This window comes from Microcoleus sp. B4-D4 (genome assembly GCF_036705185.1).
In the GTDB taxonomy this organism is placed as follows: domain Bacteria; phylum Cyanobacteriota; class Cyanobacteriia; order Cyanobacteriales; family Microcoleaceae; genus Microcoleus.
Genome location: NZ_JAUBTX010000001.1, coordinates 216,414 through 233,225, shown reverse-complemented (window position 1 = coordinate 233,225; position 16,812 = coordinate 216,414). Strand labels below are relative to the sequence as shown.

17 protein-coding genes are annotated in these 16,812 nt (G+C 44.4%); 11 read left to right on the top strand and 6 right to left on the bottom strand.

Annotated elements, in window-relative coordinates; translation table 11 throughout:
- Window positions 1-372 precede the first annotated feature (372 nt).
- Complete coding sequence (locus QUB13_RS00880; RefSeq protein ID WP_333377848.1) at window positions 373-1,803, bottom strand: carotenoid oxygenase family protein; 1,431 nt, start codon at window positions 1,801-1,803, stop codon at window positions 373-375.
- A 291-nt stretch (window positions 1,804-2,094) separates the two neighbouring features.
- On the opposite strand from QUB13_RS00880, the gene QUB13_RS00875 reads away from it, so the two are divergent.
- The 6 genes from QUB13_RS00875 to QUB13_RS00850 all read left to right on the top strand — a co-directional run bounded on the left by QUB13_RS00875 (window position 2,095) and on the right by QUB13_RS00850 (window position 8,760).
- Window positions 2,095-3,108, top strand: a complete 1,014-nt coding sequence (locus tag QUB13_RS00875) for a S66 peptidase family protein (RefSeq protein WP_333377845.1) — start codon at window positions 2,095-2,097, stop codon at window positions 3,106-3,108.
- 116 nt (window positions 3,109-3,224) lie between these two features.
- Window positions 3,225-3,989 (top strand): class I SAM-dependent methyltransferase, encoded by a 765-nt coding sequence (locus QUB13_RS00870; protein WP_333377842.1) that lies wholly within the window; start codon window positions 3,225-3,227, stop codon window positions 3,987-3,989.
- Window positions 3,990-4,316: 327 nt separating this feature from the next.
- A complete protein-coding gene (locus QUB13_RS00865; protein WP_333377839.1) occupies window positions 4,317-5,318 on the top strand; it encodes a cytochrome c oxidase subunit II in 1,002 nt (333 codons plus the stop codon).
- Window positions 5,319-5,519: 201 nt separating this feature from the next.
- Entirely contained in the window at window positions 5,520-7,325 is a 1,806-nt protein-coding gene (ctaD, locus tag QUB13_RS00860; protein ID WP_333377836.1) for a cytochrome c oxidase subunit I, read from the top strand.
- A 221-nt stretch (window positions 7,326-7,546) separates the two neighbouring features.
- Window positions 7,547-8,170: a cytochrome c oxidase subunit 3 gene (locus QUB13_RS00855; protein ID WP_333377832.1), complete on the top strand. Its 624-nt coding sequence runs from the start codon at window positions 7,547-7,549 to the stop codon at window positions 8,168-8,170.
- A 296-nt stretch (window positions 8,171-8,466) separates the two neighbouring features.
- The gene (locus tag QUB13_RS00850; protein ID WP_333377828.1) at window positions 8,467-8,760 is read left to right on the top strand and encodes an HNH endonuclease; all 294 of its coding nucleotides are present in this window, start codon (window positions 8,467-8,469) and stop codon (window positions 8,758-8,760) included.
- 220 nt (window positions 8,761-8,980) lie between these two features.
- On the opposite strand, the gene QUB13_RS00845 is transcribed toward QUB13_RS00850, so the two are convergent.
- From QUB13_RS00845 to QUB13_RS00825, 5 genes are all read right to left on the bottom strand, one after another.
- Complete coding sequence (locus QUB13_RS00845; protein ID WP_333377826.1) at window positions 8,981-9,286, bottom strand: (2Fe-2S) ferredoxin domain-containing protein; 306 nt, start codon at window positions 9,284-9,286, stop codon at window positions 8,981-8,983.
- A 224-nt stretch (window positions 9,287-9,510) separates the two neighbouring features.
- Window positions 9,511-10,485 carry a cysteine synthase A gene (locus tag QUB13_RS00840; RefSeq protein ID WP_333377823.1) on the bottom strand — a complete coding sequence of 325 codons (975 nt, stop codon included), beginning with the start codon at window positions 10,483-10,485 and terminating at the stop codon, window positions 9,511-9,513.
- Window positions 10,486-10,545: 60 nt separating this feature from the next.
- Entirely contained in the window at window positions 10,546-11,130 is a 585-nt protein-coding gene (locus QUB13_RS00835) for a Uma2 family endonuclease (RefSeq protein WP_333377820.1), read from the bottom strand.
- 36 nt (window positions 11,131-11,166) lie between these two features.
- Window positions 11,167-11,751 (bottom strand): Uma2 family endonuclease, encoded by a 585-nt coding sequence (locus QUB13_RS00830; RefSeq protein ID WP_333377817.1) that lies wholly within the window; start codon window positions 11,749-11,751, stop codon window positions 11,167-11,169.
- 129 nt (window positions 11,752-11,880) lie between these two features.
- Complete coding sequence (locus QUB13_RS00825; protein ID WP_333090025.1) at window positions 11,881-12,519, bottom strand: peroxiredoxin; 639 nt, start codon at window positions 12,517-12,519, stop codon at window positions 11,881-11,883.
- Between the two features lie 161 nt (window positions 12,520-12,680).
- Between QUB13_RS00825 and QUB13_RS00820 the strand changes: the two genes are divergently transcribed.
- From QUB13_RS00820 to QUB13_RS00800, 5 genes are all read left to right on the top strand, one after another.
- The gene (locus tag QUB13_RS00820) at window positions 12,681-12,956 is read left to right on the top strand and encodes a hypothetical protein (RefSeq protein ID WP_333377814.1); all 276 of its coding nucleotides are present in this window, start codon (window positions 12,681-12,683) and stop codon (window positions 12,954-12,956) included.
- A 94-nt stretch (window positions 12,957-13,050) separates the two neighbouring features.
- Window positions 13,051-13,413: a cupin domain-containing protein gene (locus tag QUB13_RS00815; protein ID WP_333377812.1), complete on the top strand. Its 363-nt coding sequence runs from the start codon at window positions 13,051-13,053 to the stop codon at window positions 13,411-13,413.
- A 546-nt stretch (window positions 13,414-13,959) separates the two neighbouring features.
- Window positions 13,960-14,838, top strand: coding sequence for a ChaN family lipoprotein (locus tag QUB13_RS00810; RefSeq protein ID WP_333377809.1), 879 nt, complete (start codon window positions 13,960-13,962; stop codon window positions 14,836-14,838).
- 52 nt (window positions 14,839-14,890) lie between these two features.
- Window positions 14,891-16,144: an AAA family ATPase gene (locus tag QUB13_RS00805; RefSeq protein ID WP_333377806.1), complete on the top strand. Its 1,254-nt coding sequence runs from the start codon at window positions 14,891-14,893 to the stop codon at window positions 16,142-16,144.
- The gene (locus QUB13_RS00800; RefSeq protein WP_333377803.1) at window positions 16,141-16,788 is read left to right on the top strand and encodes a retron system putative HNH endonuclease; all 648 of its coding nucleotides are present in this window, start codon (window positions 16,141-16,143) and stop codon (window positions 16,786-16,788) included. Before QUB13_RS00805 ends, QUB13_RS00800 begins: the two co-directional genes overlap by 4 nt.
- The last annotated feature ends 24 nt before the right edge of the window (window positions 16,789-16,812 follow it).

The following is a 16,812-nucleotide window of genomic DNA, read 5'->3' as shown; positions in this document are numbered from 1 at the left end:
AGTCCTCTAAACTTTTGGTTGGCATAAATTTGCTAGAAATTTGCCAGAAATTTGCCAGAAATTTGCCAGAAATTTGCCAGAAATCTGGCTGCTATACCTTACTCAAGCAGATAAACTTGAGATTGTAAAACAAGGTAAGAAATCTTACCGAATTTGGTTGGCTTAATTCCCCTGTTTGGTTAGTCAGCGCAGGCGGACTTTGTTTGTGCAGCCGCGAATTATATTCGCCGGGGATTTTTGAGCAATATAGAGCATCAATCACATACCTCCTAGATATGAGTTTTTCGCTTCTACACACACCTTAACAACTTGACAGAAAAGTGGCAACAATTTTTAATAAATCTTCCGCAACACTTCTTTACAATTTTCTCATCAGGCGGATTTCCAAGTACCGTGAAAGCTCAAAGGTATGACACCGGGCAATTCTAGCTGACAAATAGGAGCGCTGTTTAGTCCGTCGCTGTCAAATATCCAGACTTCGCTGCTATCAGAATTCCCATCATAAACAACTGTCAAAATCCAACCTTTCTCCGAGGAAATATCTGGAACGTAGATGGGTTCTGTGGGGTAGCGATTTTCGCCGCAATCGGCAATTGTGAGATTTCGGGTTTGTGTGTCCAAACGGGCGATCGCCCCGTAACGTTCCGCTACAATATCAACATCAGACCGATATATTGCCAGATAAATATACCGCGAGTCTTGACCAATTTCGGAAGCAGGTACAACCGGAAACTCGCAAGCTTGATCCAGCAATTGTTCGGCTGCTATCACCTCGGCAGTTTCAGGATTTAAACATACCCGCCACAGAGAACCTTCCGCGTCAGTGCGAGTTTCACCTGTCGGTACTTCTTTCAGTCGCTGATTAGTTTGAAAGTCAGCGAAACGCACAAAATCTACCACCACCGAACCATCTTCCTTGACAAAACCGTTAGCAAAGTGCCACTGAAACCAAGCATCAGTTTCGCCACAACTAACCAAAGACAGAGTTTCCGAATCAATAACTAATATCTGCGTTTTTAACTCCGGTTTCCAGTCAAACGAGTCGCCATAACTACTAATTCCAGCTAACACTGGCAAAACATTGAGTCGAATCGGCGGCACAAAAAATATTAGATACTTTCCCGCCAAAACAAAATCGTGTACGAGAGAAATCCCCTTTAAAGGAATAGTTGCTTTTTGCACGATTTTGCCCGTGCAATCGCTTTTATACAAATTCAACTTGGGACTCGCACTGCTGGTAATTCCAAAGTTAAAAATATTGCCAGTAATCGGGTCGCGCTTGCAGTGAGCTGAATAAGAAAATTTACTATCTAAATTGCCTAAATTGTCGATTCCTTTAGTTTCCAGAGTTTGCAAATCTAGGCTGTGAGGCGGGCCGCCTTCCCATAATGCCAAAAGGCGATCGGGCAAAGCTAAAACTGAAGTATTGGCAGCATTTTTAACAGATTTAGTCCACCGCAACCACGCAGGCCCCGGTGCTGTCATGCCATAATTAGTATAGATAAATCTATTAGCTTTTTCTTCAGCTAAATATCCCGCTGTTTGCACGTAGCGATAAACAGCAGTAGCACCTACATCAGTAAAATGTACTGCCAAAATTGCACCGTCGCCATCAAACCAGTGTCCCGCAGTCATGCCGCCGCGTTCCAAACGTCCAGGCCCGTTGCGATAGAGACTGCCGCGCAATCCGTCGGGAATTTTACCGCTTTTAACCGATAGCTGAGTCAACGGAAACTCCGCAGCCGGAGTGGCTAAAGCTTTAGCCCAGGATTTTTTAGCTGAGATGTTAGTGTCTGTTTTCATGTTAAACTGGCAATTTTTAACTGGGCTGGCAGCAATTTCAATATACAATTATATAGCCTTTCAAGCTCTCATAGGAGGTACTGTGCGGCATAGGCCAAACCGGGCATAGGGCATAAGGCATACCTTACAACGCGATCGAACCGCTATAGCAGAAGTTATCTATAGCCGTTCTCAAGCGAGTCAAGTATTCACCAATTAATTAACAATTCCTCAAATATAAAATTTAAAACTCGTACTGAGCGAAGCCGAAGTATCTAAAATTTCACTTAATTGAAAAATGGTATAACATTTATGACTCTCCCCCGCCGCTATCTGCTCAAAACTTTTGGGTTGACTGCTATTGGCACGATACTTTTGCCTATCGCCCAAAACAACATTTTACCCCAAACAATTATTAAGCCTCCCCGCCTGCAAGTCGGTGATACAGTTGCTTTAATCAATCCTGCCGCTTTCAGTTACGAAAAAGAAATCCAGGATTTTTTTAAAGTATTGGATAACCTGGGTTTAAAAGTTAAACTGGGAAAGCATTTTTACGATCGCTACGGCTATTTAGCAGGGAAGGATGCCGATCGCGCCGCCGATGTCAACAGCGCCTTTGCCGATAACTCCGTGCAAGCTATTTTTACCGGGATGGGCGGCTGGGGCTGCAACCGAATTTTGCCGCTCCTAGATTACAATATTATCCGCAACAATCCTAAAATAATTATGGGATTTAGCGATATTACAGCACTTTTATTAGCGATTTATGCTAAAACTAATATAGTTACTTTTCACGGCCCTTTAGGTGTCTCAAGTTGGAGTCCCTTTACAGTAAATTACGTCAAAAAAGTTTTGTTTGACGGAGGTGCTGTCACCATGCAAAACTCCCAAAGCGTGCAAGTTCAAGTTATCCGGCGCGGCACAGCTAGGGGAAAACTAATCGGCGGCAATTTATCAGTAATTGCAGCAATGGTAGGCTCTACTTATTTGCCGGAATGGGAAAATAGTATTTTGTTTGTCGAGGAAGTGGGCGAAGAAGTTTATCGAATCGATCGAATGTTAACGCAGCTTAAATTAGCGGGCATTCTCGATAAAATATCCGGTTTTATTTTCGGACAGTGTACCAAGTGCGAAGCTGAAAAACCGCAAGAGTCCTTAACCTTAGATCAAGTGTTGACGGATCGGATTCGCCCCTTGAATATTCCCGCGTGGTACGGTTCCATGACGGGACACATTCGGGATAAGTTCACTTTGCCGATCGGCAAAGAAGTCGAAATCGATGCAAATGCTGGTACAATAAAACTGTTAGAATCCGCTGTCAATTAAATAGTGAAATATTTTCGCTCTTGCCGAGGCAGAGCCTCTGGATCTGCGTTCCCAGGCAGAGCCAGGGAACGAGAAACAACGAGCCAATATTCAAACACAAAATCCGAAATATCGTCGTGAAAAAAGCCGCACAGTTGATTAAACCATTAACAGTAATAATCCTGACAATTATTTGCCTGTTCTCCCAGACTGCTTGCACCGCAGCACAAGCAAATAAAATTGTCGGCAGCGACACCATTTATCAGCAGCGAACCGTCCACAATCCCGACGGTATAGGCAAATTTTACATGGGTCGAGAAATTGCCCAAGTCATGGGATATGAAGGCGCTGGTTGGCTGGAAAGACCATCTCGCGGCATGGAAGAAAAATCGGCTCGATTAGTCAACAATCTCGATTTAAAACCAACTGATATTGTAGCAGATATTGGAGCCGGAACCGGGTATTTTAGCTTTCGCATCGCTGCCCTAGTTCCCGAAGGAAAGGTTTTCGCCGTTGACGTGCAGCCGGAAATGATTAATTTTCTTGAGTTGAAAAAACAAGAAAAAAATATTACTAATGTTGAGCCAGTTTTGGGCAGTTTCGACAATCCGAATTTGCCGGAAAATAGCGTGGATTTAGTTGTGATGGTGGATGCTTATCACGAGTTTGCATATCCTAGAGAAATGATGGAAGGAATTGTCAAAGCACTAAAGCCGGGAGGGCGCGCGGTATCGATCGAGTATCGGGGCGAAAATCCAATGATTCCCATTAAAGGCTTGCACAAAATGACCCAAAAACAGGTAAAAAAAGAAATGGCCGCCGTCGGTTTAGTATGGAAAGAGACAAAAGATATGTTACCCCAGCAGCATTTAATGGTGTTTGAGAAACAATCTCAAGTTTAGTAACAAAAAATACCAATTGTTTACCATATTTTCTAAGTTTTGTCAAGGGACATAAACCGTATTAATCTGAACGAGCGATCGCCAAAAAAAACTCATCTCAGTTTCACAAAAAATGTTACCGCTCCTCTTAGCTCCAAACCCTTAGAGCATAAGTCATTCCCCATCAAAAATATCAAATCAGCAGCAATCAAAAATGGTATAAGCCTTAAGTAAGCATTAAGATAGGGATTGCACTCAAAATGTCAATTTACAATTAAAAATTGACAACCCAGAGTTGCTTCCCTAATTGTTCAAGCGAAGAAGTGTCGCTACTACTAAGGTATCAGCGTGAACATTCCAAGTTCCATCATCACCATGCTCGCCGGTATCGGAGTGACTCTGATCAGTCTCTGGTACGGGCAGAATCATGGTTTAATGCCGATCGCCGCATCTGAGGAGGCATCCCAGATAGACGGACTCTTCAACACAATGATGACCATTTCCATCGGACTATTTATCATGGTTCAGGGAGTGCTGATCGTTGCTGCAATTAAATACCGCCGTCGTGAAGGAGACAACACAGACGGCCCGCCTTGGCATGACAACTTTCCTTTAGAAATTCTATGGACAGCCGTGCCAGCGGTGATAATTTTAGGAATCGGAGTCTACAGTTTTGAGATTTACAACTCAATGGGAGGCCTCGATCCGATGGGCAATCACGACCACGGCACCATGCAATCGCAATCTCAAATGCGCGGAAGTGCGATCGCGGCCACACTGTCAGATACACCCCAAAACGCCCCTAAAATTCCCTCTCAAAAGCTCGTTGCTCTTGGCGTTGGCGCATCCCCAAAAAATGAAAATAAAGCACCAGACTTAGTTGTAAACGTCATGGGTTTGCAGTACGCCTGGATTTTTAGCTATCCAGAAAGCGGTGTTAGTTCCGGCGAACTGCATATGCCAGCCAACCGCGACGTGCAGCTAAATATTGCAGCTCAAGACGTGCTGCACGCATTTTGGATGCCGGAATTTCGCCTCAAACAAGATGCAATTCCCGGGCGGCCGAGCGAACTAAGATTCACAGCAAATAAAGTCGGCGAATACCGGGTTGTTTGTGCAGAATTGTGCGGCGCTTATCACGGAGCGATGAAAGCTTTAGCATTCGTTCATACCCCCGAAGACTTCGATAGTTGGGTGAAGGAACAGCAAATTGCTAGCACTCAAAACTTAGAGGAAGCAATAGCAATTAATCCTGGGGAAATGTCAGACGGAGAATTTTTAGCTCCCTACGTCAGGGAAATAAAAATTAATCCAGAAACCCTAGAAAAACTTCACCCAAACCATCACTAAAAATAGTCCGTACCTTCATCTAAAAGGTTCGTAGTAAGGACTTTAGTCCGGCTCAAGATTGCAATGACTAAAATCCTTACTGCAAAAAGGTTCGTAGTAAGGACTTTAGTCCGGCTCCCAAGGGTAGAAAAAACTGAAAAAGTTACTACAAACTAAGATTGAAGTTTTCACGGCAAACTAGGAAGCCTTTATATTGTTCTTATGACACAAGCACAGTTCCAAGAAACTGCCAACCTTGAGGCTCGCGGCACAGCGCCCGCCGACAGACATTGGCGAGATTACTTCGGTTTTAGTACCGACCACAAAGTAATCGGCATTCAATACCTAGTTACAACTTTTTGTTTCTATCTAATCGGCGGCGTGATGGCGACAATAGTGCGAACCGAACTCGCCACCCCCGATAGCGATTTTGTCACCCCCGAACTCTACAACAGTTTATTTACCGTTCACGCCACGGTGATGATCTTCCTGTGGATCGTACCAGCCGGAGCTGGATTTGCTAACTTTTTGATCCCCTTAATGATTGGGGCAAAAGACATGGCATTTCCTAGGCTGAATGCGGTTGCCTTTTGGTTAATTCCAGTAGGCGGCGTATTGCTGCTGAGCAGTTTTTTGGTGGGAGCTCCGCAGGCTGGTTGGACTTCCTATCCGCCTTTGAGCTTAGTTACTGCTCAAGCCGGAGAAGAAATCTGGATTCTCAGCGTCTTGATTCTCGGAACTTCTTCGATTTTGGGAGCGGTGAATTTTGCCGTTACCATCTTCACGATGCGGGTTCCGAGCATGAGTCTCAATGAAATGCCTTTGTTTTGCTGGGCAATGATTGCGACGGCAGCGCTGACTTTAATTGCTACTCCAGTGTTAGCTGCAGCTTTGATTTTGCTGTCGTTTGACTTGTTAGCGGGAACGGCATTTTTTAACCCGACAGGTAACGGCGATCCCATCGTCTACCAGCATTTATTCTGGTTTTATTCGCACCCAGCAGTTTACATTATGATCATGCCCTTTTTTGGGGTGATTTCAGAAGTTTTGCCGGTGCATTCGCGTAAGCCAATTTTTGGTTATTTGGCGATCGCCTATTCCAGTCTCGCGATCAGCTTTTTGGGCTTAATCGTGTGGGCGCACCATATGTTTACCAGTGGCACTCCTGGCTGGCTGCGGATGTTTTTCATGATCACAACTATGATCATCGCCGTGCCCACTGGGATTAAAATATTTAGCTGGTTGGCCACTATTTGGGGAGGAAAACTCCGCCTAGTTAGCGCCATGCTATTTGGGATGGGTTTTATCTCCACATTTGTCCTCGGTGGCATCACCGGGATCATGGTAGCTTCCGTACCTTTTGACATTCACGTTCACGATACTTATTTTATCGTCGCTCACTTACACTACGTGCTGTTTGGCGGCTCAGTGTTTGGAATTTACGCTGCTTTTTACCACTGGTTCCCGAAAATGACGGGGCGGATGATTAATGAATTTTGGGGTAGAGTTCACTTTGTTTTAACCTATGTGGGCTTTACTGTAACTTTCTTGCCAATGCACGCTTTGGGGATGCAAGGAATGCCCCGGCGGGTGGCAATGTACGACCCGAAATTTACCACGATTAATGTCATTTGTACTGTGGGCGCTTATATGCTGGCAGTCTCGACAATCCCGTTTATTGTTAACGTGATTTGGAGCTGGAGATACGGCCCGAAAGCAGGTGACAATCCTTGGCAAGCTTTGAGTTTGGAATGGATGACGACTTCGCCACCGCCGATAGAAAATTTTGAAGGAGTGCCGGTATTAGCAACCGGGCCTTACGATTACGGCATGGAAAAAATTCAGCATACTGGGGAACGTCTCAGGCTGAAGTTGAGGGAAAATGCCACCCGTAACGCCAAGAAAGAAGGTATTCCGATTGCAGAGGCTCAAGCTTCAACTTTCTTTGGCGGTACTGCAACTTTAGTCGCTCCTGAATCGGAAATAAAAGCTGATTCTCCTGCGGATGAAAGTCAAGATGACAATTAGTCATCAGTCATTAGTTATTGGGAATTGGGAATTGGGAATTGGGAATTGGGAATTGCTAATTAGTTATTATAACCAACAACTAACAACCAACAACTAACCGATGACTGATGACTGCTAAGTAAGAAGGGCGGGCACAGGGGCACCGCCCCTACTGATGACAACAACCAACTGCCAACAATCAACTGCCAACTGACTTCTTGATTACCAACTAGCAATTTATCATGCAACAAATTCCAACGATAGATCCAGAAAAAACAGCTCTCAATTACCACCACAGCGCCGAAATAGAAGGGCACGAAGAGCATCCCGACCACCGAATTTTAGGGGTGATTGTGTTCTTGGGCGCTGAAGGCATGATTTTTCTCGGTATGTTTGCGGCCTATTTGATTTATCGAGCGATGGCCCCGGCGTGGCCGCCTGAAGGTACGCCCGATCGCGAGTTATTGCTGCCGGGAATTAATACGATAATTTTGATTGCTAGCAGTTTTGTGATTCACAATGCCGATACTGCAATCAAAAAGAACGATGCGGCGGGTATGAGGAATTGGTTGCTTGCAACTATCCTCATGGGCGTAGTGTTTTTGTGCGGTCAGGTTTACGAATACACTCATTTAGAGTTTGGCCTGACAACTAATTTGTACGCTAGTTGCTTTTACGTTTTGACTGCTTTTCACGGCTTGCACGTTACGTTTGGAGTGCTGCTGATGGCCGGGGTAGTTTGGCGATCGCGCGTGGAAGGTCATTATTCTAGCGAACACCACTTCGGCATCGAAGCGACCGAGATTTACTGGCACTTTGTCGATGTGATTTGGATTGTTTTGTTTGTACTGTTGTACGTGATTTGAACCTGTAGGTAGTTCTACTTAGGGGCAGGCAAGAAGGCTGCCCCACTAGAAATTAATATGACCCCCCGTTGGGGGTTTTTTATTGTTTGCAAAGTGCGATCGACCTTTATATCGTTTCCGGTTGCATCGGAATGATTTAACCTTACTAGAACACAGAGAACACAGAGAGATTAGAGAGAAATGAATACAGGACGATGAAGAGAGGAATTGATATTACTCACTTTCTGAAAGCTGATCGCCCTAAACTACGCTAAATTAAAAGAAGCAATTGCCTATCAAACAGCATTGAAAAAATTATGCAGTGCGAATTGTGCGATCGACAAATGGCAGCATTAACCGCCCACCACCTGATCCCCAAACAAAACACCAAGCGGAAAAACGAAGATCCCAGCCCGACGATCGACATTTGCTCCGCTTGTCACCGCCAGATTCACTCTCTGTTCGACAACAAACACCTCGCCCAAGAGCTCAACACCCTAGAAAAGCTCAAAAATGACCCCCAATTCCAGAAATTTCTCTCTTGGGTGAAGAAACAAAAAACCGACAAACGCATTCAAGTACACGGCAAAAAAGCGCGACTGCAAAACTAGCACTCAGATATAGCCTTTTTCATAAAGATGAGGTACTATGCGGCATAGGGCATGGGGCCTAGGGCATAGGGCATACCTCACCACGCTTGATAACCGCTATATCTAGTCCCCAAGTTCGATCGTTCGGACTTTAGTCAGCATTTATCAAGGACTCAAGTCCGAACGATCGAACCAATTTTATTGTTTTTAATTAATAGATAGCAATTGCTCAAACACCGGGTTATGGCTGCTGAGAAAGCCCGTGAAACTTGCGGTAAAGCATCGCCTCTACCGGCTTTCCTCCCCGCAAATGTCGATCGGTAATTGCCGCAACTTCCTCAGCACAAACCCCACTGTACCAAACCTCTTCGGGCAGCACCAACACCATCGGCCCGTTGCCGCACTGTCCCAAACAACTGCTAGCAACAACTTCAACTTCTGAGGGGGACAATTTCTCAAATGCTGCTAGTACCTCTGCTGCACCTTGCTTGCGACAAGTGCGGTTTTGGCAAACAAGAACTCGCCTAGAAGATTCTGTGATTTTCATGTTTTTTTACTTGACATTCGACTACATATATGCTATTTTTTTATCATGGGAATAGGTGCGGCCATATATAACCAAATCTGACTATCGACCTTTTAATGCTAACTATTGGCTCGCCTGAAATAAATTTTTGATAAATCGGTTAACCGCAGATTTCAGGCAGATGCAACACCGATTGACGCGGATAATTTCCAGATTGATCTCGATACACCTGTGCAATGCGGAGGCTAATCTGATGATAAACCTTTTGAGGCCAACCATTGGCGATCGAACAAACGCGACTGATACCTCGCCCCGCCGTCGCAGAGTACCGTAACAATCGTATGTCCCGGCCCCATTTGCTTCGCCAAAGCCACCGCCGCCCCCACATTAATCCCCACAGAACCGCCCATAAACAGCCCTTCTTTCCTCAACAATTGGTAAATCACGCGGACAGCTTCAGCATCATCAATTTGAATAGCATCATCTACCGGCGCATTCTCCATATTCCCAGTGATGCGACTGGTACCAATTCCCTCAGTAATCGAACTACCTTCAGTCTTAATTTCTCCAGTTTTGAAATAACTGTAAAGCCCGCTGCCCATCGGGTCTGCCAAAACAGCTTGAATCGCGGGATTTTTTGATTTCAAAAACATTGCTACACCCGCAAAAGTCCCGCCCGTACCCGTCGCAGCCACCCAAGCATCAATTTTTCCCTCGGTTTGTCCCCAAATTTCCGGACCGGTTGTCTCGAAATGAGCTTGGCGATTGGCTAAATTGTCAAATTGATTTGCCCAAACTGCATTTTCCATTTCGGCTGCTAATCTTCCCGACAATTTGACATAATTATTCGGGTCTTTGTAAGGAACAGCAGGAACAGTCCGAACTTCCGCGCCCAAGGTTTTCAAAGCATCAATTTTTTCTTGGGATTGAGTATCGGGAATCACAATCAAACATTTGTAACCTTTGGCGTTGCAAATGTGTGCTAAACCGATGCCCGTATTGCCTGCAGTGCCTTCTACAACAGTGCCGCCCGGTTTTAACAAGCCTTTTTCTTCGGCATCTTGGATGATGTAAAGTGCGGCCCTATCTTTAACGGAACCGCCGGGATTTAGAAACTCTGCTTTGCCGAGAATTTCGCAGCCTGTTTCATCGCTGAAACTGTTTAACCGAATTAACGGCGTGTTGCCGATTGTGCCTACAAAGCCGCTTTTGATATCCATATTTTTTGCCTACTGCATTCTATTATTAAGTCTGACAATAAGTTGATATTTATTGTTGTGCTACCAAATTTTGCTCATATTGAGTACGAATCCCGGCAAAACTGGGTCGCCGCTGACTGTAGCCGGATTCTCCAAACATTCTTCTGGCAAATCGGGACGGTAAATGTAAACTCGGCGATTTTTGCGGTCTATTAACCAGCCCAACTGCACTCCTGGTTCTCTCATGTATTCTTGCATTTTTTCTTGCAGCGGCTTGAGATTGTCTGAAGCAGACCTGAGTTCTACTACAAAATCCGGGCAAATAGGAGCAAATTTTTGCTTTTGTTCTGGTGACAAAGCATTCCATCTTTCCAGTTTAATCCAAGCAGCATCTGGAGACTTTTCTGCATTAGTTGATAAAGTAAATCCTGTACTGGAAGTAAACGCTAAACCTGTACCATGTTGTTCTGACCAAACCCACAGAGGCCCAAATATATTGCCTTCTCGGTTTCCCGTTTCCGAACCAGTAGGGGGCATAATTAGCAATTCTCCCGATTTGTTGCGTTCAATGCGTAATTCACTATTGATTTGACAGAACTCGAAAAAATCGTCGTCTGTCATTTGCAATTTGGGCGGTATTCGCAACAGGATTTTTGATGACAGCATAATTGAGTTTTCAGGTGGGTTTCTCCTGTGCTAAGCTTACCAAATTTTGCTCATATTGAGTACGAATCCCGGCAAAACTGGGTCGCCGCTGACTGTTGCGGGATTGTCCAAACATTCCTCTGGCAAATCGGGACGGTAAATGTAAACTCTGCGATTTTTGCGGTCGATAAGCCAACCCAGCCGCACTCCTGGTTCTCTCATGTATTCTTGCATTTTTGATTGCAGCGGCTCTAAGTCCTCAAAGTCGGGTCTGAGTTCAACTACAAAGTCAGGGCAAATCGGCGCAAATTTTTCTTGCTGTGCTTTTGATAAAGCATTCCACCTTTTCAGTTTAATCCAGGAAGCGTCGGGCGATCGCACGGAGCCGATCGATAAAGTAAATCCCGTACAAGAAGCAAAGCCAACGCCTGTTCCGTCTTCCTGTGCCCAAATGCCCAGTTCTCCAGTTAAAATAGCATTGCGGTTGCTGCTGATTCCGCCAACAAGAGTCAACAATAGTATTTCTCCTTGCTGGTTGCGTTCAATTCGCAAGTTGCGATTTAATTGACAGAAGTCGAAAAATTCGTCCTCTGTCATTTGCAATTCTGGCAACATTCGCAATACGATCGGAGATGACAGCATTTTGCCTTTCCTCAAATCTAAATTGTTCTGAACAAGATTGCAAAATTTATTGGTTTGCAGTGAGGACTTCAGTCCTCAAAAATCACGAAGGACTAAAGTCCTCACTACAAACTTGTTTGTAAATCAAACCTATTTATTCGGTTGAGGAGTCATCCGCAAATAAGGTTTGACTGGTGTGTAACCTTTAGGGAATTTTTCTGCTAACTCAGCAGGGTCGGTAATCGAAGGTATAATTACGCAGTCGTCGCCGTCTTTCCAATCAACCGGAGTCGCAACGCTGTATTTGTCCGTAAGTTGCAAGGAGTCAATTACTCGCAGAATTTCGCCAAAATTCCGACCGGTGCTGGCTGGATAAGTAATGCTCAAACGCAGTTTCTTTTCTGGGTCAATTACAAAAACGGTGCGGATTGTTAAGTTGTTGAGGGAGTTGGGATGGATCATGTCGTAAATGTCGGAAACTTTACGATCGCCATCTGCTAAAATCGGATAATTGAGGGTGACATTTTGAGTTTCCTCAATATCTTTGATCCAACCCATGTGAGAATCTACATCATCGACGCTGAGGGCGATGGTTTTCACGCCACGTTTGTCAAATTCCGACTTGAGACGGGCTACTGCACCGAGTTCGGTGGTGCACACTGGGGTATAGTCTTTCGGGTGTGAAAACAATACCACCCAACTATCGCCGGCCCAGTCGTAGAAATTGATTTCCCCTTTAGACGAGGCTTGGGTAAAGTTGGGAACTGTATCGCCTAATCGCAGTGACATAACTGATTTCCTCTAATTTTATTTAACGACGGTTCTCTATCATCCCATAATTGCCCGGTTTATCGATCGCACTGTAAATGATTCTAAACTTTTTGGTCGATCGCCCGCCAATTCCATTACTGTAATCTATAGCCCGCCTTGTACCGCTAAATTTTCTGCCTATGCTTTATTTTTTGCTTCAGGCAATACGACCTATTTTAGTTCCGCTGTGTTTTGTCTCCGCTTGGGCTTTAGTTTTTTTGCTGTGTTCGAGTGTCGGGCGCGCTGTCGCCGACTCTGTGCACCGAGCTGGGCGGATGCACCAAATCCCTTGCGCTAACTGCGTATTTTTTACCGGCAACTACCACCTCAAGTGTCCCGTTCAGCCTACAATAGCTTTATCTGAAGATGCGATCGACTGTCCTGATTATCGATCGCATTCGGGAACTTACGGTTAAAAAATCGACCGCCTTTTTAAACATTTCTTAATATTCCTCGCTCTTTCAATTAAACTTAAGTTGTGCTCAAGAGATTTTCAGGAGTGTGGAAAGAATGCTAATTCAAAAGCTCAATGACTGTGACGAGTTTATTGCTGGCGACGGTACTCAACTGCGAGAATTGCTGCATCCAGACAAACAAGCTGTGGATTTGCGTTACAGTTTAGCCCACGCCGCTTTGCCAGCGGGACAAACTTCGGCGCTGCACTCCCTGACAACTTCTGAAGTTTACTACATCCTCAGCGGCGTTGGAGAAATGCACATCGACGACGAAAATCAATTCGTGGAAGCCGGAGATGCAGTTTACATTCCGCCCAACGCCAAGCAGTTTATTTACAACTGCGGTCAAGAACCGCTAATATTTATTTGTATCGTCGATCCCGCGTGGCGAAAGGAAGACGAGACAATTTTTCAGTAAGTGTCGATAATTCTGTTTTAACAACTTTAACAACAACAGCACCCAGCCATATATACCGAGTGATTTCCTCTTTTTCAACTTTGATTCGGAGCTGCAATAATCCTCGGATTAACTTGCATTTCTCCCTTCTAATTAGTTGAGGAAGTATCAGCTTTGTTGGTGGGTGCTGCTATTGGTTTTTAATGAGACAGATGTGAGATTAAACAGCGTTTTACTCCTTAGATTCTATTATGAACTTCGCTGTGGTATCTGGATGTGGTATCTGTCAGAGAAGCTTTTTGTTCGCTTCATATTTTTAATTTACCACCTTTTTCGAGAGGCGCAAGTACCTGCAACTAAACTTTACAAAAGAAGTCATTAGTCATTAGTCATTAGTCATCAGTCATTAGGAAGAGGGAAGAGGGAAGAGGGAAGACAACCCTCTAGGGGCGTAGATAATTGCGGAAAATTGTGAAGTTAAATGAAGCATTGAGCTTTGTGGATGCTCAGGTAAAATCCTAGAGTTCGGCTGTGGTTGCTGCTGCGAGAAACAGGCATAATATTTTTATGAAAACAACCAAACTCATCAAACTGTGTGTTTTATCGCTGAGCATTTTCCTGCTGTGTAGCAATGTGATAGCGACAGCAGAACCGACTGTGAAGCCTCAACCGCAGCAAACTTACACTAACCAAGAGATTCTGCAACAGTTGGTGAAGGCGAAAATTGTGTATCTGGGAGAAACTCACGATAGCGCGGCAGACCACCAGGCTCAACTGAAGATAATCCAAGAAATGCAGCGACAAAATCGTAAAATTGCGATCGCCCTAGAAATGTTTCAGCGTCCCTTTCAAAGTGCGATCGACAACTACTTAGCAGGTAAACTCACAGAAGAGCAATTAATCGAGCAAACAGAGTACGATCGCAGGTGGCGTTTTCCCTGGGAATATTACGCTCCCATTTTGCGGTTTGCCAAAGAAAATCAACTACCTGTCCTCGCCTTAAATACACCATCCGAAGTAACGAGAAAAGTTGCCAGTCAAGGTTTAGAAAGCCTCACAGCGGAGGAAAAAAAGCACATTCCGCCAATATCCGAAATTCGCACCGACAACGCCGAATACCGGCAAATGCTGCTAGAAGTTTACCAGCAACACCAAAAGGCAGGACAGGGAAATAGTTCGGCTTTTGAAAGATTTTTGCAAGCCCAAGTTTTGTGGGACGAAACTATGGCGGAAAAAATAGCTGAATTTGTCAAAGCCAACCCCGACTATCAAGTTGTCGTGTTGGCGGGTAAAGGACATATTATTTACGGTTACGGCATTCCCAGCCGCGTCGAGAGGCGTTTGGGAGTCGGGAATGTAAAAGTGCGATCGGTTTTATTCAATTCCAGTGACAATCCTGCTTTATCGGCAGATAGACCCATTGCTGACTTTGTTTGGAAGCATTGATTTGATATGATTTCAAAAATATAACCCACTAAGCCAGAGGGAGAACCAAATCGTGAAAGTCAAGCGTCTAAAAATGAACTCATTCCGAGGCATCAGCGATTTGACCCTGGAGTTTGATAAAGATGAGCCGACTGTGTTCATCGGTATCAACGGTGTGGGGAAGTCCAGCATACTTGAGTGTTTGGCTATTCTTCTCTACTGGCTGACAAAGCGAATTCAAACTACCAATAGTCATGGACGTTTTTTCCACGAAGATGAGATCAAAAAAGGATGCAAAGAAACTCACAACGAAATTACAATTTCAATCAATGACTGGCCGGAAGTGGTATGGTCTTTAACCAAGGTCAGGAAAGGGCGAAGCCAGGATACTAGCAGCAACCTTGTGGAGTTAAAAAGAGTTGTTGAGCACATACACAGTCAGTTATATGCTAATTCTTACGCAACATTGCCTCTGGCTGTTTACTACCCAACTAACCGTGCCGTACTTGATATTCCTTTGAAGATTAGGACGAAACATTCGTTTGAGCAGATAACTGCTTATGACGAGGCTCTCACGGGAGGGCAGATCGATTTTAGGCGCTTTTTTGAATGGTTTAGAGATCGGGAAGATTTAGAAAACGAAGTACGACTAAATGATTCCGATCAGTATCGCGATCGCGAACTAGAAGCAGTCAGATATGCGATCGCTAACTTACTAGACGGCTGGTCAAATTTACGGGTTAGGCGATCGCCTTTACGAATGACTGTAAACAAAGAAGGCGATGAACTGATCGTCAATCAACTATCCGATGGTGAAAAATGCTTGTTAGCACTAGCAGGAGATTTAGCAAGGCGTTTGGCGATCGCAAATCCGAATCCAGATTGCAATCCGCTTGAGGGTTCCGGCGTTGTTTTGATTGACGAGATTGAGCTCCACTTGCACCCAAAATGGCAACGGGCGATTATTCCGAATCTGAAAAAAACATTCCCAAATTGCCAGTTTATAATTACGACTCATTCGCCACAGGTAATCAGCGATCTCAAATGGGTTCATCTTTTGAGGTCAACATCTGAAGGAATTGCGATCGAGCGAGTACCATCCTTTGGGAAAGATAGTAATCGGATTCTAGAAACGCTTATGGGAACTCCAGAACGTCCGCAGGAAATTAAGGAAGATTTACGTGAATTGTTTCGCTTGATAGACAAGGGCGAACTCGGAAAGGCACGGAAATTTCGCCAAGAATTAGCACACAGAATGGGAGAAGAAGATCCTGAATTTGTGAGAGCAGATTGGCTAATTCAACGCAAGGAAATTCTCAATAAATGAAATATATTCAAAAGGGGAAAGAACCTCAAATTCTTTCCAACTGGAAGGTTATACAGAAGCCTACCCCCAACTATCATTACAAACATTTTCTCAACCCTGAGAGAGCAGCGGTACACATTTCTTTGCTAAGTGAACAAGGCTATATTTGCTGCTACTGTTGTCAAAGAGTTGATAAAACCAATAGCCATATTGAACATCTAGACCCTCAGAGCAAGACAGATGCAGAATTATCTGTTGAGTACACAAATATGCTAGCTTCTTGTGGCCGAGATACAAATAAGCCAGGGTATCGTTGGCCAGAGTATTGTGGTAATAAGAAGGGGGATCGTGCGATCGGGGTTTCGCCACTACAAGCCAACTGTGAAGAATTTTTTGATTACTCTAGCACTGGTGAGATACTGCCAACTGCAAATAATTTAGCTCATCAAATAGATGCTCAAACAACCATTGAAGTTTTGGGACTCAATCATTATGACTTAACACAGGGACGAATTCAAGCACTTGAAGCATTGCAAGGAATCATGACACAGGAAGAGGCAGAATTATTAGCTCAAGTTTGTCAACGAATGAATGCACAAGGGCGATACCAGCCTTTTTGTAACGCGGTTTTGTATTTTCTCAAACATTATTTTGGTGTTTCTTAACTTTAATGTTACCCAAAGATTGTG